The sequence below is a fragment of the Actinoplanes sp. NPDC023801 genome (genome assembly GCF_040639655.1).
In the GTDB taxonomy this organism is placed as follows: Bacteria; Actinomycetota; Actinomycetes; order Mycobacteriales; family Micromonosporaceae; genus Actinoplanes.
Map to the genome: position 1 here is coordinate 134,565 of NZ_JBFAAI010000020.1, position 21,854 is coordinate 156,418.

The 21,854-nt window shown below is 67.3% G+C and carries 25 protein-coding genes, 1 other RNA gene and 1 pseudogene; 18 read left to right on the forward strand and 9 right to left on the reverse strand.

Translation table 11 applies throughout. The annotated features are described in order from the left end of the window. Positions 1 to 2: 2 nt before the first annotated feature. On the reverse strand, positions 3 to 560 hold the full coding sequence (locus tag AB0G04_RS30295; protein ID WP_360989520.1) for an Rv3235 family protein: 558 nt from the start codon (positions 558 to 560) through the stop codon (positions 3 to 5). Between the two features lie 145 nt (positions 561 to 705). Beyond that, positions 706 to 936 (reverse strand): helix-turn-helix domain-containing protein, encoded by a 231-nt coding sequence (locus AB0G04_RS30300; protein WP_360989433.1) that lies wholly within the window; start codon positions 934 to 936, stop codon positions 706 to 708. A gap of 216 nt (positions 937 to 1,152) precedes the next feature. Between AB0G04_RS30300 and AB0G04_RS30305 the strand changes: the two genes are divergently transcribed. Then, positions 1,153 to 1,614: a hypothetical protein gene (locus AB0G04_RS30305; RefSeq protein ID WP_360989522.1), complete on the forward strand. Its 462-nt coding sequence runs from the start codon at positions 1,153 to 1,155 to the stop codon at positions 1,612 to 1,614. Here AB0G04_RS30305 and AB0G04_RS30310 read toward each other — a convergent pair. Continuing rightward, positions 1,566 to 2,645, reverse strand: a complete 1,080-nt coding sequence (locus tag AB0G04_RS30310) for a hypothetical protein (RefSeq protein ID WP_360989436.1) — start codon at positions 2,643 to 2,645, stop codon at positions 1,566 to 1,568. The two genes, AB0G04_RS30305 and AB0G04_RS30310, sit on opposite strands and share 49 nt — an antisense overlap. A 358-nt stretch (positions 2,646 to 3,003) precedes the next feature. On the opposite strand from AB0G04_RS30310, the gene AB0G04_RS30315 reads away from it, so the two are divergent. The 9 genes from AB0G04_RS30315 (at position 3,004) to AB0G04_RS30355 (ending at position 11,337) form a co-directional block, all read left to right on the forward strand. Beyond that, positions 3,004 to 3,519 carry a PadR family transcriptional regulator gene (locus tag AB0G04_RS30315; protein ID WP_360989439.1) on the forward strand — a complete coding sequence of 172 codons (516 nt, stop codon included), beginning with the start codon at positions 3,004 to 3,006 and terminating at the stop codon, positions 3,517 to 3,519. 50 nt (positions 3,520 to 3,569) lie between these two features. Next, on the forward strand, positions 3,570 to 4,682 hold the full coding sequence (prfB, locus tag AB0G04_RS30320) for a peptide chain release factor 2 (RefSeq protein ID WP_360989442.1): 1,113 nt from the start codon (positions 3,570 to 3,572) through the stop codon (positions 4,680 to 4,682). A gap of 141 nt (positions 4,683 to 4,823) precedes the next feature. Then, positions 4,824 to 5,504, forward strand: a complete 681-nt coding sequence (ftsE, locus tag AB0G04_RS30325) for a cell division ATP-binding protein FtsE (RefSeq protein WP_106315361.1) — start codon at positions 4,824 to 4,826, stop codon at positions 5,502 to 5,504. Between the two features lie 66 nt (positions 5,505 to 5,570). After that, positions 5,571 to 6,446, forward strand: coding sequence for a permease-like cell division protein FtsX (ftsX, locus tag AB0G04_RS30330; RefSeq protein WP_360989446.1), 876 nt, complete (start codon positions 5,571 to 5,573; stop codon positions 6,444 to 6,446). Positions 6,447 to 6,564: 118 nt separating this feature from the next. Beyond that, entirely contained in the window at positions 6,565 to 7,818 is a 1,254-nt protein-coding gene (locus tag AB0G04_RS30335) for a M23 family metallopeptidase (protein WP_360989449.1), read from the forward strand. A 22-nt stretch (positions 7,819 to 7,840) separates the two neighbouring features. Continuing rightward, positions 7,841 to 8,317, forward strand: coding sequence for an SsrA-binding protein SmpB (gene smpB, locus AB0G04_RS30340; protein WP_360989452.1), 477 nt, complete (start codon positions 7,841 to 7,843; stop codon positions 8,315 to 8,317). 85 nt (positions 8,318 to 8,402) lie between these two features. Continuing rightward, positions 8,403 to 9,080, forward strand: a complete 678-nt coding sequence (locus AB0G04_RS30345) for a cellulose binding domain-containing protein (RefSeq protein WP_360989455.1) — start codon at positions 8,403 to 8,405, stop codon at positions 9,078 to 9,080. Between the two features lie 25 nt (positions 9,081 to 9,105). After that, positions 9,106 to 9,487, forward strand: a transfer-messenger RNA (tmRNA) gene (gene ssrA / locus AB0G04_RS30350). Between the two features lie 452 nt (positions 9,488 to 9,939). After that, on the forward strand, positions 9,940 to 11,337 hold the full coding sequence (locus AB0G04_RS30355; RefSeq protein ID WP_360989458.1) for a stress response protein: 1,398 nt from the start codon (positions 9,940 to 9,942) through the stop codon (positions 11,335 to 11,337). A 642-nt stretch (positions 11,338 to 11,979) separates the two neighbouring features. Here AB0G04_RS30355 and AB0G04_RS30360 read toward each other — a convergent pair. Then, positions 11,980 to 12,204 (reverse strand): type II toxin-antitoxin system HicA family toxin, encoded by a 225-nt coding sequence (locus AB0G04_RS30360; protein WP_360989461.1) that lies wholly within the window; start codon positions 12,202 to 12,204, stop codon positions 11,980 to 11,982. After that, a complete protein-coding gene (locus AB0G04_RS30365) occupies positions 12,201 to 12,413 on the reverse strand; it encodes a type II toxin-antitoxin system HicB family antitoxin (protein ID WP_282766798.1) in 213 nt (70 codons plus the stop codon). The genes AB0G04_RS30360 and AB0G04_RS30365 overlap by 4 nt, the downstream gene beginning before the upstream one ends. Before the next feature lie 155 nt (positions 12,414 to 12,568). On the opposite strand from AB0G04_RS30365, the gene AB0G04_RS30370 reads away from it, so the two are divergent. Continuing rightward, a complete protein-coding gene (locus AB0G04_RS30370) occupies positions 12,569 to 13,204 on the forward strand; it encodes a hypothetical protein (RefSeq protein ID WP_360989464.1) in 636 nt (211 codons plus the stop codon). Positions 13,205 to 13,526: 322 nt separating this feature from the next. On the opposite strand, the gene AB0G04_RS30375 is transcribed toward AB0G04_RS30370, so the two are convergent. The 3 genes from AB0G04_RS30375 to AB0G04_RS30385 all read right to left on the reverse strand — a co-directional run bounded on the left by AB0G04_RS30375 (position 13,527) and on the right by AB0G04_RS30385 (position 14,944). Further along, on the reverse strand, positions 13,527 to 13,901 hold the full coding sequence (locus AB0G04_RS30375) for a type II toxin-antitoxin system VapC family toxin (protein WP_360989466.1): 375 nt from the start codon (positions 13,899 to 13,901) through the stop codon (positions 13,527 to 13,529). Next, entirely contained in the window at positions 13,898 to 14,149 is a 252-nt protein-coding gene (locus tag AB0G04_RS30380; protein ID WP_360989469.1) for a type II toxin-antitoxin system prevent-host-death family antitoxin, read from the reverse strand. Before AB0G04_RS30380 ends, AB0G04_RS30375 begins: the two co-directional genes overlap by 4 nt. A 330-nt stretch (positions 14,150 to 14,479) precedes the next feature. Continuing rightward, positions 14,480 to 14,944, reverse strand: coding sequence for a hypothetical protein (locus AB0G04_RS30385; RefSeq protein WP_360989472.1), 465 nt, complete (start codon positions 14,942 to 14,944; stop codon positions 14,480 to 14,482). A 150-nt stretch (positions 14,945 to 15,094) separates the two neighbouring features. On the opposite strand from AB0G04_RS30385, the gene AB0G04_RS30390 reads away from it, so the two are divergent. From AB0G04_RS30390 to AB0G04_RS30415, 6 genes and pseudogenes are all read left to right on the forward strand, one after another. Then, positions 15,095 to 16,351: a M48 family metalloprotease gene (locus AB0G04_RS30390; RefSeq protein WP_360989475.1), complete on the forward strand. Its 1,257-nt coding sequence runs from the start codon at positions 15,095 to 15,097 to the stop codon at positions 16,349 to 16,351. 16 nt (positions 16,352 to 16,367) lie between these two features. Beyond that, positions 16,368 to 16,514: pseudogene (locus AB0G04_RS30395) on the forward strand (zinc ribbon domain-containing protein); the annotation flags it as partial. 117 nt (positions 16,515 to 16,631) lie between these two features. After that, positions 16,632 to 17,636 (forward strand): hypothetical protein, encoded by a 1,005-nt coding sequence (locus AB0G04_RS30400; RefSeq protein WP_360989524.1) that lies wholly within the window; start codon positions 16,632 to 16,634, stop codon positions 17,634 to 17,636. 247 nt (positions 17,637 to 17,883) lie between these two features. Then, a complete protein-coding gene (locus AB0G04_RS30405) occupies positions 17,884 to 18,189 on the forward strand; it encodes a type II toxin-antitoxin system prevent-host-death family antitoxin (protein WP_360989477.1) in 306 nt (101 codons plus the stop codon). After that, positions 18,186 to 18,437 carry a Txe/YoeB family addiction module toxin gene (locus AB0G04_RS30410; protein WP_360989479.1) on the forward strand — a complete coding sequence of 84 codons (252 nt, stop codon included), beginning with the start codon at positions 18,186 to 18,188 and terminating at the stop codon, positions 18,435 to 18,437. The genes AB0G04_RS30405 and AB0G04_RS30410 overlap by 4 nt, the downstream gene beginning before the upstream one ends. 311 nt (positions 18,438 to 18,748) lie before the next feature. Then, complete coding sequence (locus tag AB0G04_RS30415; protein WP_360989481.1) at positions 18,749 to 19,261, forward strand: hypothetical protein; 513 nt, start codon at positions 18,749 to 18,751, stop codon at positions 19,259 to 19,261. A 277-nt stretch (positions 19,262 to 19,538) separates the two neighbouring features. Here AB0G04_RS30415 and AB0G04_RS30420 read toward each other — a convergent pair whose 3' ends face one another. Beyond that, complete coding sequence (locus tag AB0G04_RS30420; protein ID WP_360989483.1) at positions 19,539 to 20,231, reverse strand: lytic transglycosylase domain-containing protein; 693 nt, start codon at positions 20,229 to 20,231, stop codon at positions 19,539 to 19,541. A gap of 248 nt (positions 20,232 to 20,479) precedes the next feature. Between AB0G04_RS30420 and AB0G04_RS30425 the strand changes: the two genes are divergently transcribed. After that, complete coding sequence (locus tag AB0G04_RS30425; RefSeq protein WP_360989485.1) at positions 20,480 to 21,808, forward strand: PHB depolymerase family esterase; 1,329 nt, start codon at positions 20,480 to 20,482, stop codon at positions 21,806 to 21,808. Positions 21,809 to 21,854 lie beyond the last annotated feature (46 nt).

Genomic DNA, 21,854 nt, shown 5'->3' on the forward strand with positions numbered 1-21,854 from the left:
TCTCAGACGATCACGAGGGTGGTCGCGACCCAGCTCTGCTGGTGCAGTTCGAGGCGGAAGGCGATCGCCCAGGTCCGCTCACCGGTCACCAGCGTCACCGCCGTCTCCACCGCTCCGGAGCGGGGTTCGCACAGCATCACCTTGAGAACGGCCACCGGCGTCGGCCGTGCGGTCCGCCGGCCGCTGTCTTTCCGGAGTGCGGTGACCCGGCGTGCGCCGGCCAGCCCCTGCGCCACCACCTCCGCCGCGCCGGCCGGCAGTGCCATCCGGCGCAGGTGGGCGGCGGGCCGGAATCCGTTGAGGACCTCGACACAGAGGCGCACGAACCGCCGCACCGCGAGCTTCGCGTCACCGGACGCACCGGCGACGACGGGTGGCGCGGCCTCCGGCGGCGCGGGTGCACCGGGGACGTCGGCCGGCCAGTCCAGCGCCAGTTGCCGGGACGAGGCCCACGCCTGTGGCGTCGCCTCGTCGTCGAAGGGGGGTTCGAACCGGGGGACCGGGCGCAGGCGGATCGCCGGCCGGGGCCCGGTGGGTGCAGCCTCGAGGGTCGAGCGCATCGCCACCGCCAATCTCTTGCGTCACCGCAGCAAACCTTGCGTTTGCCTACGTTTGCTTCCGACAGCCTCCAGATTGGCTCAGTTGCCGTCGATGCAGCAAGCGGCAGTCATCGATGCGGGAAGAGGCGCAAAAGCCGCTGACCGGTCAATCAGTGTCACGCTCGGAGAGTGGGTTGTCACGGACCCAGGCAGCGGTCTCGGCATACTTGGCCGCGATGTATTCCTCCAGCTTGGCGCGTTCCACTCGCCACTGGCCGCGGCCACCGACCTTGATCGCGGGAAGCTCACCGCCCCGCACCATGTGATAGACCTGCGAGTCCGAGACGTTGAGCTCGGCAGCCACCTCGGACAGCAGCAGGAAGCGAGGCTCGGGCACGGGGTCCTCCTATCGACAGCATCAGTTTGCCACCGTTTGCCGCGGCCTGGTTGCGTTGGCCCTGCGCCACCACGATCTGGAGACGCCTGATGGAATGGGACGTTCCCCGGCCGCGATGACGGTGTACTGTCCGGGACCGCAGAACGTGCCGCGTGCAGGAGGAAAGACGTGCCGATCACCGATCTGGTCCGGGTTTACGTGCCGGCCACGCTGCCGATGCTCGCGTCGCTGCGGGCCGAGGGGCGCCTCGGCGGTCAGGCAGTGGTCGCCCACGCGGTGACCCCCGCGCTCCGGGAGTGGTATGCGGAGGGTGACGAGGAGGAGCTCGAGTACGTGGCCTTCACCCGTGCCGCGCAGGGCGCCCTGCAACTGCTGCGCCATGACCCGGCCGCGCCACGGCGCCGGGTGGTGATCTCGGCCGACGTGCCGGCTGCCGGCCTCGTCCGGGAGGACACCGAGCTCGGTTCGAGCACCGTCCGGTTACCGCAGGCGATCAGCGTGACCGAGCTGGCCAGCATTCATGTCGACGGCACCGATGCCGAGGAGTCGGTGGCGGCCGCGGCCGAGGTGGTCGAGGAGGCGCTGGCGGGCGACCCCGACGCGCAGTTCACCGTCGACGGTGCCGAGGATCACGAGTTGGAGTGGTACGCGGTCTCCGAGCTCGACGAGTTGCTCTGAGGCTCCCCTTCGTCCCGCGCGGCGATCGCGTCCCGCGCCGGGCTGGGCTTCGGCCCCGCCGGGGTGTCCTCCGTCGCCTTCGCCTCGTCCTTCCCCTCGTCCTTCGCCGGGACGTCGTCCCTGGCCTTCGCCGGGGCGTCGTCCTCGTCCTCGGCCGGGCCCAGTGTCCGGCCGACCGCGATGATGGCGGTCAGCGCACCGACGAAGAGGACGATCAGCGCGTTGTTGAGGCGTGCCGTGCTGAGCAGGTCCTGGACCGTCTTCTCCAGTTCGCTCACCTTGCCGGCCAGGGCCAGGACCTCCGCTCCGGCGGTGCGCGACAGTGACTCGCCGATCACGAGCAGCAGGCCCGGGCCGGCTCCGGCAAGCGCGTACATCGGCCAGCGGACCCCCGTGCCGGCACGGCGCAGCAGCACGTAGGAGATGAGCCCGGCCGCCAGACCGCTGAGGGCGGCCTGGCTGTACGAGAACCACTGTGCCGCGTCGGCGGACGACGCGGTGTCGCCGGCTCCGAAGGCGTTGAGCACCGGCTCCTGGAAGAGGTTGAGCACGAATCCGATCAGGAAGACCCCGACCGACGCCGCGGCGGCAGCCGCGACCACCCGGGGGATCCGCAGCCCGGCCAGTGCGCCACCGATGGTCGCGGCCGCCGCGACGGTGCCGGCGACCGCCGCGTAGATCGTGCCGAGCGTGTTGATCGTGATGACCGGTACGGCGCTGACCAGGCCGACGAGCAGACCGGCTCCGGTGGCCACGGCGAACCGGGCGGTCGAGCCGAGCGACCGGCGCCCGCCGATCAGGGTGAGCGCGAGCAGTGCCACGGCCGCGCCGGCGACCAGGGCCGCCGAGACCGCGCCGGGCAACGCGTACGCCGTGGAGGTCACCTCCATCGCGGCGTCCGCCCGGCTGGTGATGCTGGCCCGGGCCGACCACAGCATCGCGGCGGTCCAGCCGACGGATGCCACCGCGAGCAGCACCACGGTGAGCCGGGACTCCTCGACGGTCTCCGGGGCTGTCTGGCGGTCACTCATGAGGCTCAGGGTAGCCGTACGGCCCCTGCGCGCCCGCTCGGCCGTCCCGTGAGGAGGCCCGTCAGCCCGGCGCCGGCGACGCTATTTGCACATGGGGTGAGAGTTGGGGCGCTTGGCAACCAATGTCTGGTTTCGCATGGCGAATCGCGGGTTTTCGCGAATTTCCTGCCCGCAACATGTCGTCTGACCGTTTGCCTGCGCCATATTACCTGGTCAACGTCACGTACAGTGGCGAAACGCCCCATCCGCACGCTCGTTGTCGGACTGTCTGTGCGGGACAGTCGTTTGTGGAGGCGCAAACTGGACGGATCGGGCTAAATCCTGGACGGCGGCGCGACAAAGTGGCAGCTTATTAGGCATGCCCGACTTCCAAATCAATCCAACGGCGGCTGCCCTTCTCGGCCTCCTCCACGAGGGGGCGATGACCGGCGGTCAGCTGATGGCGGCTGCCGAACGCCGCCTCGGGCCCTACTGGTCGATGACGCGGAGCCAGGTCTACCGCGAACTGCCCGTACTCGCCGAAATGGGGTACGTCCGCCTCGGAAAGCCGGGCCCTCGATCCAGTCAGCCCTACGCCATCACCGCGTCCGGGAAACGGGCCTTCACCAGGTGGCTCGCCGAGAGCCCCGGCCGTGATGCGCTACGCAACCCGGTCGCTCTCCGGGTCGCCTTCGGCCAGCAGCACTCCGGCGACCAGTTGCAATCGCTGTACACGCATGCCAACCAGTACCACGCGGAGGCCATGGCGATGGCGAAGGAGCAGGCCAAGGAGGCGAAGAAGAACGGTGACCCGTTCGGCGCGGCGGCGCTGGAGTTCGCGGTCGCCTATCACAAGGCCGCTCTCAGCTGGCTCAAGGCAGTTCCGACAAGTTGAACGGACCGCCCCGGCCAGCAATCTGGCCGGGCGGCGTAGTCTTGAGTGTCGTGAGCGCTGCCGACTTTCCCGAGCAACTGAAGTCCCTCGACGCGACCCTGCGCAACATTGAGAACGTCCTGGACGTCGACAAGCTGCGCCGGGACAAGGCGGACCTCGAGGAGCAGGCCTCCGCGCCCGACCTCTGGGACGACCAGGCCCGCGCACAGGAAGTGAACAGCCGCCTGGCGTACGTCTCGGGCGAGATCTCCAAGCTGGAGCGCCTGCGCTCCCGCCTCGACGACGCCGCCCTGCTTCTCGAGATGGCCGAGGACGAGGGAGACGCCGACTCGGTCACCGAGGTCGGCGACGAACTGGTCAAGCTCTCCAAGGCCGTCGAGGAGATGGAGGTTCGCACCCTCCTCTCCGGGGAGTACGACTCCCGTGAGGCCCTGGTCGCGATCCGGGCCGGCGCCGGCGGTGTGGACGCGGCCGACTTCGCCGAGATGCTGATGCGGATGTACCTGCGCTGGGCGGAGCGGCACGGCTACCCGACCGAGGTCTACGACACGTCGTACGCGGAGGAGGCCGGCCTCAAGTCGGCGACCTTCACGGTCAAGGTGCCGTACGCCTACGGCACCCTCGGCGTCGAGTCCGGCACCCACCGCCTGGTGCGGATCAGCCCGTTCGACAACCAGGGCCGCCGCCAGACCAGCTTCGCCAGCGTCGAGGTGATGCCGGTGGTCGCGCAGACCGACAGCATCGAGATCCCGGAGAACGAGATCCGCACCGACGTCTACCGCTCCTCCGGTCCTGGTGGGCAGAGCGTCAACACCACCGACTCGGCGGTCCGGCTGACCCACATCCCGACCGGCATCGTGGCCTCGTGTCAGAACGAGAAGTCGCAGCTGCAGAACAAGGCGGCCGCCCTGCGCGTCCTCCAGGCCCGGCTCCTGGAGCGTAAACGCCAGGAGGAACAGGCCAAGATGAACGATCTGCGGCAGGACACCACCGGTTCGTGGGGCGATCAGATGCGTTCGTACGTCCTCCACCCGTACCAGATGGTGAAGGATCTGCGCACCGAGTACGAGACCGGTAACCCTTCGTCGGTCTTCGACGGCGATGTGGACGGGTTCATCGAGGCGGGCATCCGTTGGCGCAAGCAGAACCAGGTTGCCTCCTGATCGGTTCGGTGACCGAGCGCAACCTCGCCTGAACGGTCCGTCAGGCGTGGTTGTGCTCGTATATACCGTTACTGCAGGTCGTGAATATTCCCGACCCCGGCGGGGTTGGCGATTTCGTTACACCGCGTAGACTCCAGTCCCGTGATTCAGCTCGAGAACGTGACGAAGACGTATCCGAAGGCGTCTCGGCCGTCGTTGGACAATGTCAGCGTCGGGATCGAGAAGGGTGAGTTCGTCTTCTTCATCGGCCCCTCCGGTTCAGGTAAGTCGACGATCATCAAGCTGCTGCTGCACGAGGTCTCGCCGACCCGTGGCAAGGTGGTGGTGAACGCCAAGGACGTGACCACCCTGCGGTCGTGGAAGGTTCCGCACTTCCGCCGCTCGATCGGCTGCGTGTTCCAGGACTTCCGGCTGCTGCCGAACCGGACCGCGTACGAGAACGTCGCCTTCGCCCTCGAGGTGATCGGCAAGACCAAGGCCGTCGCCCGTCGCGTCGTGCCCGAGGTTCTCGAGCTGGTCGGCCTCGGCGGTAAGGAGCACCGCTACCCGCACGAGCTCTCCGGTGGTGAGCAGCAGCGTGTCGCGGTGGCCCGTGCCTTCGTGAACCGCCCGCTGATTCTTCTCGCCGACGAGCCCACCGGTAACCTCGACCCGGACACGTCGATCGAGATCATGCGCCTGCTGGACCGGATCAACCGGACCGGTACGACCGTCGTGATGGTCACGCACGACTCCAACATCGTCAACCAGATGCGCCGCCGGGTCATCGAGATCGAGAGCGGACGGATCGTCCGGGACCAGGCGCGCGGTGTCTACGGGTAGACCCGGCTCCGCCCACGTAACGAAAGCTGAACCTGTGACACGCGGAGTCCTGGAAGGATCCCCCCGATGCGCGTGAAGTACGTACTCAACGAGGTCCTCGTGGGCCTGTGGCGAAACGTCACGATGACGATCGCCATGATCATCACGATGTCGGTCTCGTTGACCATGCTGGGCGCCAGCGTGCTTCTCTACATGCAGGTCGACCTGATGAAGGACGCCTACTACGGGAACATCCAGGTCTCGATCTTCCTCAACGACGGCATCACCGACGGTGAGAAGGCCGCCATCGATCAGGCGATCACCAACAGCAGCCTGGTCGCCGACAAGGCCTTCGAGACCAAGGCGGACGCTCTCAAGCGCTTCCAAACCCTCTGGGCCGACTCCCCGGACTTCGTGAACGCGATCAACGCGGAGAGCCTGCCGGAGTCGTACCGGGTGCGGTTGAAGAACCCGGAGAACTACGATTCGTTCGCCAAGGAGATCGAGAAGCTGCCCGGCATCAAGCAGATCATCGATCAGAGCGACATCCTTGAAGAGGTCTTCGACATCTTCAACTCGATCCAGCTGGCCTCACTGATCGTCGCGGGCTTCATGGCGGTGGCCGCCTTGCTCCTGGTGGGTAACACCATCCAGGTGGCCGCCTACAGCAAACGGCGAGAAGTGGCGGTCATGAAACTCGTCGGCGCATCGAACTGGTTCATCCAGGCGCCGTTCGTGCTGGAGGCGGTGGTCGCCGGTCTGATCGGCGCGATCCTCGGCTTCGTGGCGCTCTTCATCGCCAAGGTGGTGCTCCTGGACGGCAAGCTCCAGGCGCTCGCCACCATCCTGACCCCGATCCCGAACGGCAACGTGGTGCTCATGCTGCCGTTGCTGGCCGGCGTCGGAGCCCTGGTCAGCGCGGTCACCGCCTGGGTCACCCTGCGCTTCTACCTCAAGGTCTGACGCGGGCGGGCGTCAGCCCACCCGATCGTGAGTACGCCGATGGCCGCAATCCGGACAGGGTTGCGGCCATCGGGCGATTTGGTGCTTTGCGGCTGATTGGTCGCGGTAGCGTGGCCCGGTGAGGTACCGCCGACCTGATCGCCTGATCGCCGCCTGCCTCTGCCTCCTCGGCATCGTGGCAATGGTGGGAATCGTCCTGACCGGACCGCGGCCCGCCGGCGCCGGGGACCGCAACGACGACGCCTCCCGTGCCGTCCGCCGCGCCGAGGCGCTGCTGGAGAACGCGAGCGCCGCAGCCCGCACGGCGGCCGGCAACCTGGCCCGCGCCACCGCGGCACTCCCGGCCGCCCAGGACCGGGTGGCCGCCACCCGCGGCGTCGTCGTCGCCACCCGCGTCCAGGCCGACGTGGCCCGCCGCCACGCCGACACCACCCGCGGCGAGTACCAGCGGGTCGCCGCCGACTACACGGCCGCCGCGGCCCGGCTCGACGAGGCCCGCGCCCGGGTCGACGAGATCGCCCGCACCAGCTACATGGGCAGCCGGCTCACCCGGTTCAACATGCTGGCCCAGGCCACCGGTCCGCAGGACCTGATGGACCGGCTCGGGCTCGTCGAGCACCTCGTCGACCGGGAACAGGAGGAGGTTCGTATCCTCTTCGCGGCCCGGCGCGAGGCGCGCGAGGCGCAGAACCGGGCCGGCGCCGCCAAGCGCGACGCCGAGGCCGCCGAGCGCACCGCCGTCGACAAGCTCCGCGCCGCCCAGACCGCCCAGACCGCCGCGCTGCGCGCCCGGCAGTCGCTCTACCAACTGGTGCAGACCCGGCAGACCGCGTTGCGTGCCGCCGAAGCGCAACGCGGCACGGTCCTGGCCCAGTACCGGGCCGCGGTCCGCAACGAACAGCGGACCCGGTCGGCCATGCGCGGCTGGGAGAACCGGGGCGGCGTCGGCAGCCGATATTCCGGCGGCCACCTCCTGATGCCGGTCCGCGGGTGGAAGAGCAGCAATTTTGGTAACCGGTACGACCCGTACTACCGGGTCTGGCAGTTGCATGCCGGCACCGACTTCGCCGCCGGGTCAGGCAGCCCCATCCGGGCCGCGGCCTCCGGACGGGTCATCCAGGCCGGCTGGAACGGCGGCTACGGCCGGTACACCTGTATCAATCATGGACGGCTGAACGGGCACGGTTTCACCACCTGCTACGCCCACCAGTCACGGATCAACGTGCACGTCGGTGAGTACGTCCGGCGCGGCGAGGTGATCGGCCGGGTCGGCAACACCGGCGCGTCGACCGGGGCGCACCTGCACTTCGAGACGCGGTTCGGCGGCGTACCCCGGAATCCGTTGAATTACCTGCCCGGCTGCCTCTGTTGAATCGCGGGTAGTCTTTTTCCTCATGCCACGTGAACAGGGTCGCAAGCTGGTCGCCTCCAACCGCAAGGCGTACCACGACTACACCATCCTGGACACCTACGAGGCAGGCATGGTCCTCACCGGCACCGAGGTGAAATCGCTGCGTGCCGGCCGTTCCTCGCTCGTCGACGCGTTCGGCCACGAGAACGGCGGCGAGATCTACCTGCACGGGATGCACATTCCCGAGTACACCCAGGGCACCTGGACCAACCACGAGCCGCGCCGCCCGCGCAAGCTCCTGCTGCACCGCGAAGAGATCCACAAGATGCTGGGCAAGCTGCGCGACGACGGCGTCACGCTGGTCCCGCTCGCGGTCTACTTCCACAACGGGTACGCCAAGGTCGAGATCGGCGTCGCGAAGGGCAAGAAGAGCTACGACAAGCGGCAGGACATGGCCAGCCGGGACGCCCAGCGCGAGATCAACCGGGCGATGGGCCGCCGTGCGAAGGGCATGGACTGACGGGTATTCTCGCCCGCCAGGCCCCATGATCCGCACCTGGCCCGCCGCTGTCGATCATTCTGCTGTCGCGAGGGAGAGCCACCCGTTGGCGAAGCACGCCGTCCGTCAGTTCATCCTGGCCCGACTCGTCCTCGGCTCCGCTGCCGCGGTGCTCGCCGCCCTGGTCGTCTGGGTCGCGGTGGTCGCCGGCGGGTCGGCCGGTGCGGGGGAGCCGCTGCTGGTCCAGCCGTCCGCCGCGCTGCAGGCCGCCGGTGACCCGCTGCCGGCCACCACGCCGTCCACCGAGTCGGCCCCGGTACCGTCGTCGCCGACCCCGTCCGCCTCGGTCAGCAGCTCCGCGTCGCAGTCGCCCTCGGCGTCCGCGTCGTTCTCACCCTCGGCCAAGCCCAAGCCGTCGAAGACCCCCAGCCGGACACCGAGTACCCGGCCCTCGCCCTCACCCGCCGCGAACACCCTGGCCGTCACCTACGCCACCAGCGCCGCGTGGCGGGACGGATTCATCGCCGCGGTCAAGGTCGTCAACAACGGCTCCGCGGCGCGCGAGTGGACCGTCACTCTGACCTACCCGTCCAGTGCCGACGTCGAGGTCCGCGGTGGCTGGAACGCCACGGTCAGCGCGAGCGGCGACACCGTCACCATCCGCGGCAACTCACTGGCCGCCGGTGCCTCGATCACCGCCGGTTTCCAGGGCTCCAAAGACATCGGCGCCGTGGTGAAACCGGTCACCTGCGCCGTCGGTGGCGGCTCCTGCGGGATGAGCTAGGATTGTCACGCTGTGAAACAGACATGGGGGTGACTGGTTTCGACTTCGTACGTGGAGACAGGGGAAGCGAGCCGAGGAAGCCGACGTCGTCTCGAGAATCGGTCGTCGGAAAACTATAAGCGCCAACGATAAGTTTGACGCTGACCAGTACGCTCTCGCCGCCTGAGGCAAGTAGCGTGGTCTGTCGGTCTGGGAGCGCCTCCGTCCCAGCTGCCGGCATCAGCTAGGAGGCTGGCCAATGGGTCCCGGTCGCGGGGACCCGGCGGCGAGATCAATCAGCGACTGGGCCCGTCATCCGAACTTGCTCACGTGAGTCGGAGGGCCGAGTAGAGGCATAGTGAGCTGCGCTCGGAGAAGCCCTGACAAAACAACGAAGGACCCGGGTTCGATTCCCGGCACCTCCACTGCAAGATCATCGGCCGCGTCATCCACTTGGGTGGCGCGGCCGGTTCGTTAGGCATGGCGCTCTTCGCATGGCGCCATCCGCGGTGGCGGGTGGGCCAAGGGGTGGCGACACTCTGACTTCGAGGGCGTGATGGCGTGGCAGGCCGCTGCGGACCCACTGGGAAGACCGTTTGCTGCTGCGTTCCAGGTGCCAGTGGCACGCGTCTGGAGGACATTCCTGATGGCGTATATAGCGCCCGACGGTGTGCAGCCTGGAGCGGCCGGTGCCACGGTCTTGGCGTGGCTGGCTCCGTTGCCTTCAGCGATGGCCGCGTCGAAATGAAACTTTTTCTTGCAAGTCGCCACGGCGGGACGGTTGGTCAGGTTCTCATGCCTAGTCGGTGAACTAATTAGGACGGTCGCCACATTCGGTGCGGCGTAGCCTGCGTGAAGGCTGCGTTACAAGGGGTGACTGATGACTGATGAGACTTGGCTCGCTGCACGCCTCATTCCGACTTCCGGAATCAACGGTGCTGAGGAGCAAGAACGCAGAGCTACCTCGGCTCTGCTTGCGGTAATGAGCGCAGTACGAGAGTTCGGCCGTGCTTTGACGCAGCAGTTCGGTGCTCCAGCGGGCTCCGTGGAGACATTCATCGAGGTGCCGTTTAAGCTCGGGGACGGGAAGTACTTCCCGGATGGGCTAATTCGGGTGACTCGTGGACAGCGCCAGTGGACCGCACTGGTCGAAGTGAAGACGGGTAGCAACGAACTGCAGACGGAGCAGCTTGAGCGCTACCTGGACATCGCCCGTGAGCAGGGCTTCGATGCCTTGATCACCATCTCCAACGAGATTCCACCCATCCCGGGCCAGCACCCCACTGCCGTTGACAAGCGGAAGCTCAAGAAGGTTGCGCTGCATCACCTGCCATGGTCCGAGGTGCTCACCGTTGCGGTAATGCAGAAGGAGTACCGCGGTGTTGCGGACCCGGATCAAGCGTGGGTTCTTGGTGAACTGATCCGATACTTGGAGCACCCACGGTCTGGTGCGCTCGAGTTCAGCGACATGGGCCCCAGCTGGGTGACCTTGAGAGAGTCGGTGGGAGCCGGCACTCTTCGCTCCACCGACGCGACGGCCGCGGAAGTTGCCGGCCGATTCGACGCACTTGTCCGATTCGCCGGTCTCAAGCTTGGTAGGCGACTTGGAACGGAGATCGTTCCGAGCCTCAGTCGTCGCGAATTGTCGGAGCCAGCAGTCCGTACCCAGGCTTTGGTCTCACAGCTCAGCATGACCGGCACCATGACCGCTGCGCTACGAATCCCTGGCGCTGTGGGCGCCCTATTTGTGACGGCAGACCTGCGGGCAACCAAGATCACGTGTCACGTGGACGTTGACGCCCCGCGCGAAGGTCGTCCCACTACTCGCGTCAACTGGCTGGTACGGCAGCTGAAGGAAGCGCCAGAGACGGTGCGGCTGGAGTCCTCGGCCGCCTACTCACGGGGGCCCGGCAATGCTGAGCTGTTGAAGGCCGTACGCGAGAATCCGGGCCTCCTCATCGGCGACCCGAGCAAGGAACTGCGCACGTTTCGGGTTGCAGCAAATTCACCGGCCGGTACGAAACGTGGGACCGGCCGAGGGTCGTTTGTCGACTCGGTGCTTGCCGCGATTGACGGCTTCTACGAGCAGGTGATCCAGAATCTCAAGCCCTGGATGCCTGCCCCTCCGAAGCTTCGGTCCCCCGACGGAGTGGTGGAGGCAGAGCAGGTTCCTTCGGCCTTGATCTCAACCGCGATCTCGTCGCAGGACGGCCCTCAACTTGAGAGTGATGCAGAGGCTGAGTCTTCCGGGACCGACGCCACGTCGGTCGCCCAATGACGGCGTCGGGGGATCACCCAGCCCACCTCCTACTTCTAGGTTCAGGAGGGCTTCGAACCTTCGGAATTAACGGGCCAGGTGATACCTGCTTTGAGTTGCAGTATTGACTCTGCCCGGTTCAAGTAGGCGCTCATCACTTCCACGAGGAGGGTTCTCACCCGAACCCGAAGCGGCACCGCTCACCAGGGCGGTGCCGCTTTCGTTTCTGGCCTGGTCGACCAGCGGAGACAGGAGGTCGGCCGGCTCATCGGTCGCAACATGCGGGCCGTTCCCCTCGTCGTCGAGGTACTGCTTCGGAAGACGGCTTGGTCGAGCATGCCGCGGATCCTTGCGCGCCTGCCGGTACAGGTCGTGTGAGTTGAGAGCAGGGTTCAGTATCGGCCGTGGTTCGGTATGAAAGAACAGAAGGCAGACGTGAACGGATGTTCAGCCAGGTGCTTCGATGCCCAGACCGCGCTGCATCCCCCGCACCAACTGCCGGCGACGGTCGGAAGACTGGGGCCAACCGAGGTGACGCCCATCAGGTGACCTATGCGAGTACGGGGTTTCCGCTGGTGCGACGAGCACCGTAGGCGGATGGCTCTTTGGGGCCGGAACTCCAGGCGCGGGCCGGGTACCGGCAATAGGCGAAGTGCTTGAGTCTTACCGCAGGAACTGGAGAAACTCGGCTGTGGTCAGGCCAGCCTGCCGAAGAATCGAGGCGAGCGTTCCACGTTTGACCGTAGGGTGCTGAGGGACCACTGCGACCCGGCCGTTCGGATGTTGGTAGACCGCGTGACTGCCTTTGGTGCGGACGTGGACGAACCCTGCCCGGGTGAGGGCGTCTACTACCTTGCGGAGAGGGAGATCGGCCAGAGCCGGGCTCATGCGGCCGAGGCGACCTGGAACGCGGTAACGAACGGCGTTGCCTCGATCTGGGGCTGAGAGACCTGCTCCAAGTAGAGCTCCACCGCTTCGCGGAGATTCGCCAAAGCCTCATCCAATGACTCGCCTTGACTAGCCACGTCAAGTTCCAGGCACCGGGCAACGAACCAGTCTTCTTCCTGGTGCACCGCGGCGGTCAGTGTTCGGGTCATCAAGGTCTCCCGCATGGTGAGCTCAGGTTCTTTATTCTAGGCGGTTGCCGAGGGTGTCCAGTTGTCCGAGCTTGCCGCGCAGGCGCTTCGCCGCTCGGAGTTCCTCGCGTCGATCAGGCATCATGTGCAACGCAGTCGGGAGCGAGGATTCACACATGGCCAAGAACGCAACTGTCTACGACTGGACGAGCCCGGAAGGTCATCGGCTGTCCATCGCCGTGGAGCCGGCGCGCGTGAGCTGGCGAACCTGGGTCACTGGTCGGGGCGCCGTGAATCCTGCTGAGCCGGAGTTCACCGAGCAGACGACGGTCCGTTCCCTTGAGCTCATCGATGGTCGCTATGTGCTCAACGCAGGCCCGGATCGGCAGGGCGACCGGGACTGGGCGTGGGCCGGCGAGCAGATTGCGCATGGTGTGGTGCCGGGCACGGAGCACGTATTTGAGCCGCCAGGCAAGCGAACGTCCAATGCCGCTAACGGCACGAGTAAATGGTCGTGGATCTTTATGGATGTCTACGACCTTGCGCCCGGTGGTGTCGCTTGGGCGCCCTTCGAGAGCGAGTCCCCCTTCTATAGCCGGGCAGGTCACATCGCCGCGAAAGCGCGAGCCTGGCTTGACGCGGCCCGTCCAGAGTGGCGGGCTGAATCCAGGCGTCTTGGCCTAGAGGCAGACTTGGTCAGCCAACGTGAGAGCGTTTCTCGATCTCAGACAAACATCCGAGAGCTCCGGGCGGCGGTTGCTGAGTCGCGACGCCGCATGACGGTGCTGCGCGCAATGCGCCCGAATGCGTAGCCGAGGGTAAGGCGCAGCGCAGTTGGGCGAGGCGCGGTCACTATGAGCCGGGCCGTTACTCATCCCGTCGGGGGTGGCTGCGGCGGTCTAAGCCGGCGGCTGGCTAGCGGAGCAAGCGGGTTCGGAGGTGATGCACCTGCTTCGCCGAGTTTAAGTAAGCAGCTGTCACCTCCACGGCATTACGGCCCCCTGTTCGCGGAAAGCGCGAACCGGGGGCCGTTTCGGTTTTCTGCTCCGGGGGCCGAGCCCCCGGAAACCCCGCATCACGGTGGGCGCGGCAGGCGGTTGGGTCGCGGCTGGTCCGCGTCGCGCTTCGGCCGCGTCAGATGGGAAGTACGGACACGTCGTATTTCTGAATGTGCGCGTCGCGAGTGACGAGGGTCAGGTGTTCCACCTTGGCCTGGGCGATCAGCATCCGATCGAACGGGTCTCGGTGGATCAGCGGGAGCCGTCCTGCGACGAGGCCGTGCTCGGCGGTGATGTTCAGATGCCGGAAGCCGCTGTCACGGATGCGTTCGGGGAGATCGGCTGGCTTCTCGAGTTTGCCGAGCGACTGCTTGATGGCTACTTCCCAGATCGTCGCCGGGCTGAGGTAGACGTCCGGTTCATGATCGAGGCGTTCCTTGATCTCGGCGGAAAGCGTGAGGTCGTCCGTGAGCCACCACAGCACGACGTGCGTGTCGAGGAGCAGGCTCATCCGAGGCCGAAATCATGTGCGACCGACTCGTTCACCTCGGTGGAGTCCCAGTCGTCTGCTACGACGAGTTGACCGGCGAGGGAGCCTCTGCCGATCCTGTCGACCCTGCGGTTGAGCGGGATCACCTTGGCGACGGGTGTGCCGGCCCTGCTGATGATGATCTCTTCGCCGTGCTCGACGCGGTCGATGATCCGCGAGAGGTTTGTTTTCGCGTCGTGGATGTTGAACTGCACGGGGGCTTCAGACATGGCGACCTCCTTAGCTAAGAGGTTAGCCCGGCGAGACCCGGCGGGTACCCGCCGACGGCCGTCTTCAGCTGTGGGGCCCGCTCGCCGCGGTTCAAGTAAGCAGTCATCAGCTCCACGGCATTGCGGCCCCCTGTTCGCGGAGGGCGCGAACCGGGGGCCGTTTCGGTTTTCTGCTCCGGGGGCCGCGCCCCCGGAACCCCCGCATCCCGGGGGCGCGGCCCGTGGTTGCGTGCCGCTCTGCCCGTGGCGGCCAGTCGATCATGTCAAGGCGCCCGGCTCTGATTCATCGTGCTCATCTCGATCGACTCATCCCACCTCGACTCCACATCGTCACGTCCTGTGGTGAGTCACGGGGTTTGTGGGTCGCTGATGCTGCGGGGGTTCGGGGCTGGGTCTTGGTGCTGGGCCGGGCTGACGGCGGGGGCGGGGGGGCGGGGGGTCGAGGGCCTTGCCCAGTTCGGTGGCCAGGGCTGTCAGTTCGGGGCCGGACAGGTTCTTCACCCGCTGGGCCTGCAGGTCCAACTTCGTGCCGTCGGCTCGGGTGATGGTGACCTGAGTGGTGCCTGTTCGATGGCGTAGCCAGGCGATCACCAGGCCGGCGAAAGTGCCCAGGACGGTGGGGCCGAGGTCGACGATGATCATGGCGACTGACTGGCTGATGCCTCCGGCCTGCTGGCCGTCACCGACGAGGTGTACGCGGCCCCGCAGTGGCGGCTGCTGATCGAGGAAGGCTGCCAGGGCGCCCTCTTGCCGGTCCAGATCTCGGTGGTCGCTTGCTCGCACGGTGATTCGCACCGCGTCGCCCCCTCGTGTCTGCGGAAAACGGTGGGTCGGGACCGGCTGCCGTCCTGTCGGATGGTGGCCGACAGTGGGAAGCACGAAACGGCCCGGTTGCACCATACTCACTGTCGTCATTATTCAAGGGCATGATTGTCAGGGGGATCGGTGGCGGAGGAAACCCAGGACGGCGGTCAGACCAGCACCGCGACGACACCGCCGGTGACAGCCGCCCCGGCCATGCCCGTCCAGGGCGGGAAGATGGCAAGCCGGTTCACCGTCGGGCGCCCTGCGGACTTCGTGAGTGTCACGTCGTGGCTCCGGGCCGGCATTCTGCGGAACGGGCGCGGTGTCGTCGCGGCGTTCATCGCGGCCTGGCTCTACGTGCCCGGTGCGCTGTTCGCGGCTGCGGTTCTCGCCGTTTCCAGTGGGATCGGTGCCTACCTCTACAGCGGGCTGCGCGGTGAGCAAACCCTTCCGGAATCGGTGCGGTCGGTGCCGTTTCTCGGCGACGCCATGGAGAACCTGCTGACCAAATCCAGCGGTGTCCAGGCCGCGGTCCTCGCGGTGCTGCTCGGCGCGCTGATCGGTTTCCTGCTCGGGATGATCTGGGTGTTCCTCGGGCCGTTCCAGGAGAGTGTCGTCGACGGGGTGGTGACCGTCGTGGGCGCAATCATCATCGGGTGCGTGGTCGGCCTGCTCTACACGCTCTATCGGGTGCTGTTCGAGCACCGCATCCTCGCTGTCACCGGGGCGCGCCGGTTGAGCCGCCGCGAAGCCGACCTGCTGCTGCCGCTGGTCCGCAGTGCCGCGGATCGGCTGGGACTCCGAAACCACCCGGAGGTGCTGACCCACGACAGTGCCGAGGCGGCCGCCTACGCCCACACCCGGCACATCGTCATTCACAAGGGCATGATCGACAGCTTCGTCCACACGCCCGACGCGATTGCCGCGACCATCGCCCACGAACTCGTCCACTGGCGGAACGCCGACGCGGTCTCGACCGCCTTCGTACGTGGTGTGGCGTTTCCGCTCTATGTCGTGCAGGCGGGCGGCGGATGGCTGCGTGACCGGACCCGGAACGGCTTCCTGCGATTCCTGATCTGGCTCGCGCTCTGGCCCGTCTTCGTCACCGTGCAGTATTTCGTGGCGCCGATGCAGGCCTCGGATTCACGTCGGGCGGAGTTCCGTGCCGATGAGGGGGCCGTACTGGCCGGATACCGGGCCGGCATGCGGAAGGTTCTGAACCGGCTCCGTTCCTTCGAGGGCGGCCGCAATGGCTGGAACGCCGCCATCTGCGCCACCCATCCGGCGAACGAGCTGCGGCTGGAGGCCATCGAGGAACCAGGCAAGGATTACCCACTGCCGGACGAGGACGCCCCGGCCTTCCCGTTCCCCGTCATCGTCACCGAACCCGGCGTCTGAACGGGTGGCGGATCACATGGTCGTGACAGCTGCGTGCCCGCACTGCCGGACCGCCCTGCTGCCGGGCCGCGACGAATGTCTGCGCTGCGGACATCCTGTCGACGCCCCTGTTCGAGCCTGTACGGAGTGCGCCCATCCCAACACCGTGGCGGCTCGCTTCTGCTCGCACTGCGGGCATCGTCTGGGAACGTCTGCTGCCCCGCCGGAGTCACCGGGTGACCCCGCGGCCGCCGGAGCGAACGAGATCTTCGTCAGTACCACGTTGCGGACTCCCCGGCCGTTGATCATCGCAGCCGCCGTGCTCGTGGTGCTGTTCCTCGGTGTGTCCGCTGTCAAAGCCGTGCAGAGTGTCTTCTTCGACCCGGCGAACACTGTCGAGGCGTACTTCTCCGCGCTCGCTGACCGGGACGCCGCTGAGGTCATGAACACGCTCGTGCCGGGCGACGCGGGCGAGGTCAGCCTGCTGACCTCTGAGGTGCTCGGTTCGTCCGGGTACGAGCCGCCCACCGACATCAAGGTGTTGGAGTCGACGATGCCGGAAGGCGGTGCGGCCCCCTCCGAGGATCCCTATGACGACACCCCGGCGGAGATGGCGACGGTCCGTGTCGAGTACAGGCTGAGCGGGGAACTCGCGGAAAAAGTCTTCTACCTGCGACAGGATGAGGCCACTTCGGCGGGGATCTTCCAGCGCTGGCGGATCATGAACGGAGTCGAGAACCTTGCCGTGTCCGCGCCGGGCATCGACACGGTCGTCGTGGCAGGTACCACGCTGACGCCGGATCCCGAGCAGGGCTGGATCGCGCTCGGTGCCTATCCCGGAACGTACCGAATTGGCCTCGCCGAGCATCCGCTGTGGTCGGCGGATCAGGTCGTCACGCGGGTGGGCGGTCAGCCCGCACCGGAGGGCGGCGGCGAGGTCATGGCGGTGCTCCAGCCGGCTCTGAAGGAGAGCGCGCGCTCAGTCGTCGACGAGCGGATCCGTGCTTATCTGGACGGCTGTGCCAAATCCACCACCACCAGCCCGACCGGGTGCCCGTTCTCCTCCTACAGCTGGCAGGAGGTACGGAAGGTGGACTGGACGATCGACGAGTACCCGCAGTACACCCTGATGGAGGAGGGCGGGAGCCTGCGCGTCCGCACCGAGGAGCCAGGCAAGGCGACCGTCACCGGGACCGAGGTGTCGAGCTGGTCGAGCCAGACGTCCCCGTACCGCGACGATGTGACCTTCTATCTTTCCGGAACGGTATCGGCTGCCGGAGGCCAGATCTCGTTCGTACCTCAGTGAGATCGAGGCCTGATGAGGTGGAGAACTGAATGCCGCCGATGGACGCCGTCTTCGACTCACCGTGGGCGGCGCTCGTGTGCTGGCCGGCGAGGTAAACGGGCGACGTAACCGGGCGCGTCTGAGCGTTCCGATGAGCTGGTCACGTCATGCGCGGCCACCGCAGTGATGCGAAGGCGTCCGGTTCCAGGTTGAGGAGCCCGTCAACTCGCGACCGTGATGGGGGTGTCGGCCGGTAGAGTTGTACCGGATGGTGGTACGACTCTTGAAGGGCGTTGCTGTGGCTCTGTCTGCGAGTGAAGCGCGAAAGCGACTCTTTCCACTAATTGAGCAGGTCAACGATGATGAGGAGGCGGTGGAGATCGTCTCGAAGTCAGGCACCGCCTTCCTCGTGCCGGAGAGTCTGTGGCGATCGATGGTGGAAACGCGGTACCTGCTCAGGTCACCGGCGAATGCGAGGCGGCTGATGGACAGCGTGGCCCGGGTGGAGGCCGGTGAGTTCGAGCGTCAAGAGCTGATCTCCGGTACCGAGGAGCCGGGGCGTCAGGCGTCGTGAACATCGCCTTCGACAAGACCGGCTGGGAGGACTACACGTCATGGGTGGGTGAGCCCAAGACGGTTCGTCGAATCAATCGGATGATCGAAGAGGCACTGCGTGACCCCGGAGAGGGGATCGGGAAGCCGGAGCGTCTGACCGAGAACCTCAGTGGCTACTGGTCCCGGCGGATCACTGACGAGCATCGGCTCGTCTACACCGTGCGCGGCGAGAATTTGATCATCGTGCAGGCCCGCTACCATTACTGATCAAAGTTGCGCGTAGCTGCTTGGCCTGGATCGTTCGGTTCAAGCAGGCGAGTAGCATCTCCACGGCATTGCGGCCCCCGGTTCGGTTTTCTGCTCGGGGGACCGAGCCGCAGGAAGCCCCACATCACGGCGGTCACTGTCAGCGGGCCGCACTGAGAAAGCCGGAGACCTCGTGACCCTGGCGGTGGCGAGGCGGCATGACCTAACCGACGTGCGGGGCCCGGACCACGCCATGATCGAGTATCGACAGACCCGGGGCGGGGCGCACTGAGTTCGCGCGGTACTGTCCGGCCCCTACCCGGAGTGCTGCCGTGGAGATTCTGCTGGACCAACTCGTCGAAGTCAGCTACGGGCGGATGCAACTCGCCGCCCCGGAGGCTGGCTTCGTCGCCGGGGAGGAAGCATTCCGGGGGCTGGCCAACGGGATGTGCGGTGCCGCGATGCCGGGGTTCCTGCTGCTGCGTACCGGGCTGCGGCATGGGGATGTGGGCCTGCGGATCGAGCTGCACGACGCCGAGCCCACCCTGGACCGCGACTGGGAGGACGTCGTCGAGGTGTCGTGGGCGTCGATCGCGCCGAGTCTGCTGGTGCGCGGTCCGGACGACGTCGACCCGGAGCCGGTCGCGCTGCCGCCCGGCGGCTACCGGGTGCGGTTCGGTGGCGCCGGCATGCAGGAGGGGTTCGACGAGGAGTCCAGCGACGGGGAGCCGCCGCTGGACCGGTACCTTCTCGCCTTCTGGCCGGCACCGGCGGCGGCGGATCGCATCGTGCGGACCACCAGTGCCGTCGCGGCCCGCCACCACCGGACGTTCCGTAACACCTGAGGCGGTCCCTGGCGCGGTGGACGCGCGGGGGGACAGGGCGAGATGCTCGGCTTGTCGTTAACGACGTGGCCAGGCGGGCCAGGGCCAGCGGTGTCGATGACCAGGAGGCCCCGGCGGCAGCCCTCCGCAGCGGTTGCGCCCGTTCGTCAAGGTCCGAGTAAGTGATCAACAGCTCCACCATGGTGGGATTGCACGAGAGTTGATCCGCGAGCGTCGGGGGGCCGGCCACCACGGTCGTCATGTCTGGCGGAGCGCTGCAGCCCCGCCGATGGACGGATCAGTAGGAGCCGTTGTTCTGGAAGTGGTTCCAGGCACCGCACGGCGAATCGTAGCGGCCCTTGATGTAGCCGAGACCCCACTTGATCTGGGTGGCCGGGCTGACTCTCCAGTCGGCGCCGGCCGAGGACATCTTGGAACCGGGGTAGGCCTGCGGGATGCCGTAGGCACCCGAGCCGGGGTTGGTGGCCTTGTAGTTCCAGCCGCTCTCGTGGTCCCACAGTTTGTTCAGGCAGGAGAACTCGCCGAACCCGAACCCGGCCTTGATCATCAGGGCGCACCCGACCTCGCGGCTGCCGCTGAAGGTTTTGCAGGCGGCCGGGATCGTGCCGGTGTAGGGCACCGGGCCGGTCTGTGCGGCGCGCTGGGCGGCTGCCTTCTTCTCGGCGGTCGCCTTCTTCTGGGCCGCCTCCAGGGAGCGGGCGTCGGCGGCGGCCGTCTTGGCCATGCTTGACGCCTTCAGGGCGGCGGTGCGTTCCGACTCGGCGCGGGCCGCCCGGTCGGCGGCGTGCTTCGCCTCACGCTGGACCGCGGCCTGTTCGGCGGCTGCCGCGGCCTGTGCGGTGCTCGCAGCCGACCTGTCCCGGTCATCGGCGTGCCGTGCCAGCTGGACGCCACCGGCCAGACCGGCCAGCAGCAGGGCCACGGCGGCGACTCGTACGCCGGCAGACTTGAGGAGTTGCGGTCGGATCACCGGGGGTCCCTTCGACGGCCATGGATCGTCCTCGGGGAGTACGACGGTCCGCCGGCCTATCGCTGTGCAGTGAAGTGGGAGGGATCATACGCCGCAGCCGTGGCGGGTGTGGCTCGTGGGACGCCGCTGGCGCGACCCCCGACACCGATACATACTTGTCGATGCTTTCGTGTCGGGGGGATGACGTGGGGAGCAGTCCTCCGCGCTGAAGCGTCCCCGTCCTCACGATCCCCCGCAAGGAATCCCCCATGAGACCGAGACTCAAGATCCTGCTCGCAGCGATCGTCACCTCGCTGATGGCGGCCCTCGCCGCGGTCAGCATGCCCCAGCCCGCCGCCGCGGCCGCGCTCACCGAGATCACCGGCTTCGGAACCAACCCCAGCAACCTGCGGATGTACGTCTACGTGCCCGACAACCTGGCGCCCCGGCCGGGTCTGCTCGTGGCCGTCCACTACTGCACCGGCACCGGGCCGGCCTTCTACAGCGGCTCCCAGTTCGCCTCGCTCGCCGACCGGTACGGCTACATCGTCATCTACCCGTCGGTGACCCGGAGCAGCCAGTGCTTCGACGTCGCCTCCCCGCAGGCGCTGACCCGCGGCGGCGGCAGCGACCCGGTCGGCATCAAGTCGATGATCGACTACGTGCGGGCCCGTTACCCCGTCGACCCGGACCGCATCGTGGCGACCGGTGTCTCCAGCGGCGCCATGATGACCAACGTGCTGCTGGGCCTCTACCCCGACGTGTTCAGCGCCGGGTCGGCGTTCGCCGGCGTACCGTTCGGCTGCTTCGCCACCACCAACGGCTCCGAATGGAACAGCGACTGCGCCAACGGCCTCGTCACGAAGACCCCGCAGCAGTGGGGAGACCTGATCCGCAACGCCTACCCGGGATACACCGGCCGCCGGCCGCGCATGCAGACCTGGCACGGCACCAACGACGAGGTGCTGCGGTACCCCAACTTCGGTGAACAGATCGACCAGTGGACCAACGTCCACGGGCTCACCCAGACCCCGTCGTTCACCGACACGCCGCAGAGCGGATACACCCGTACCCGTTACGGCGGCACCGGTGACACCGCCCCGGTCGAGGCGATCAGCATGAGCGGCGTCAGCCACAACCTGCCCGTCAACGCCGCCGCGGCAGTGCACTTCCTCGGCCTCGACACCACGACGCCGAACCCCTCGTCGCCCGCTCCGTCGTCACCGGCTCCGTCGTCACCGGCTCCGTCGTCACCGGCTCCGTCGTCACCGGCGCCGATCGGCGGCTGCCGGGTCGGGTACACCGTCAGTTCCTGGAGCACCGGCTTCACGGCCTCCGTCACCGTCACCAACACCGGCACGAGCACGATCAACGGCTGGCGCCTCGGCTTCACGCTGCCTGCCGGACAGAACGTGACGAACGCCTGGAACGCCACCGTCAGCCCGGCCGGCGGTGCCGTCACCGCCACCAACGTCTCCTACAACGGCACGCTTGCCGCCGGGGCGTCACAGACGTTCGGCTTCCAGGCCACCCACACCGGCGGCGCCGCCGAGCCCACCGCGTTCACCCTCAACGGTGCCGCCTGCGCCGTCGTCTGAGGCACCGATGACGCGACCGGGTTCCCCACCCCGGTCGCGTTGCCGA

Coding starts and splice junctions, on each gene's coding strand:
- AB0G04_RS30295 (WP_360989520.1), bottom strand. CDS start 560: ATGCGCTCGACCCTCGAGGCTGCACCCACCGGGCCCCGGCCGGCGATC.
- AB0G04_RS30305 (WP_360989522.1), top strand. CDS start 1,153: ATGCTCGCGTCGCTGCGGGCCGAGGGGCGCCTCGGCGGTCAGGCAGTG.
- AB0G04_RS30310 (WP_360989436.1), bottom strand. CDS start 2,645: ATGAGTGACCGCCAGACAGCCCCGGAGACCGTCGAGGAGTCCCGGCTC.
- AB0G04_RS30315 (WP_360989439.1), top strand. CDS start 3,004: ATGCCCGACTTCCAAATCAATCCAACGGCGGCTGCCCTTCTCGGCCTC.
- ftsX (WP_360989446.1), top strand. CDS start 5,571: ATGCGCGTGAAGTACGTACTCAACGAGGTCCTCGTGGGCCTGTGGCGA.
- smpB (WP_360989452.1), top strand. CDS start 7,841: ATGCCACGTGAACAGGGTCGCAAGCTGGTCGCCTCCAACCGCAAGGCG.
- AB0G04_RS30355 (WP_360989458.1), top strand. CDS start 9,940: ATGACTGATGAGACTTGGCTCGCTGCACGCCTCATTCCGACTTCCGGA.
- AB0G04_RS30360 (WP_360989461.1), bottom strand. CDS start 12,204: ATGAGCCCGGCTCTGGCCGATCTCCCTCTCCGCAAGGTAGTAGACGCC.
- AB0G04_RS30365 (WP_282766798.1), bottom strand. CDS start 12,413: ATGACCCGAACACTGACCGCCGCGGTGCACCAGGAAGAAGACTGGTTC.
- AB0G04_RS30370 (WP_360989464.1), top strand. CDS start 12,569: ATGGCCAAGAACGCAACTGTCTACGACTGGACGAGCCCGGAAGGTCAT.
- AB0G04_RS30375 (WP_360989466.1), bottom strand. CDS start 13,901: ATGAGCCTGCTCCTCGACACGCACGTCGTGCTGTGGTGGCTCACGGAC.
- AB0G04_RS30380 (WP_360989469.1), bottom strand. CDS start 14,149: ATGTCTGAAGCCCCCGTGCAGTTCAACATCCACGACGCGAAAACAAAC.
- AB0G04_RS30405 (WP_360989477.1), top strand. CDS start 17,884: ATGGTGGTACGACTCTTGAAGGGCGTTGCTGTGGCTCTGTCTGCGAGT.
- AB0G04_RS30425 (WP_360989485.1), top strand. CDS start 20,480: ATGAGACCGAGACTCAAGATCCTGCTCGCAGCGATCGTCACCTCGCTG.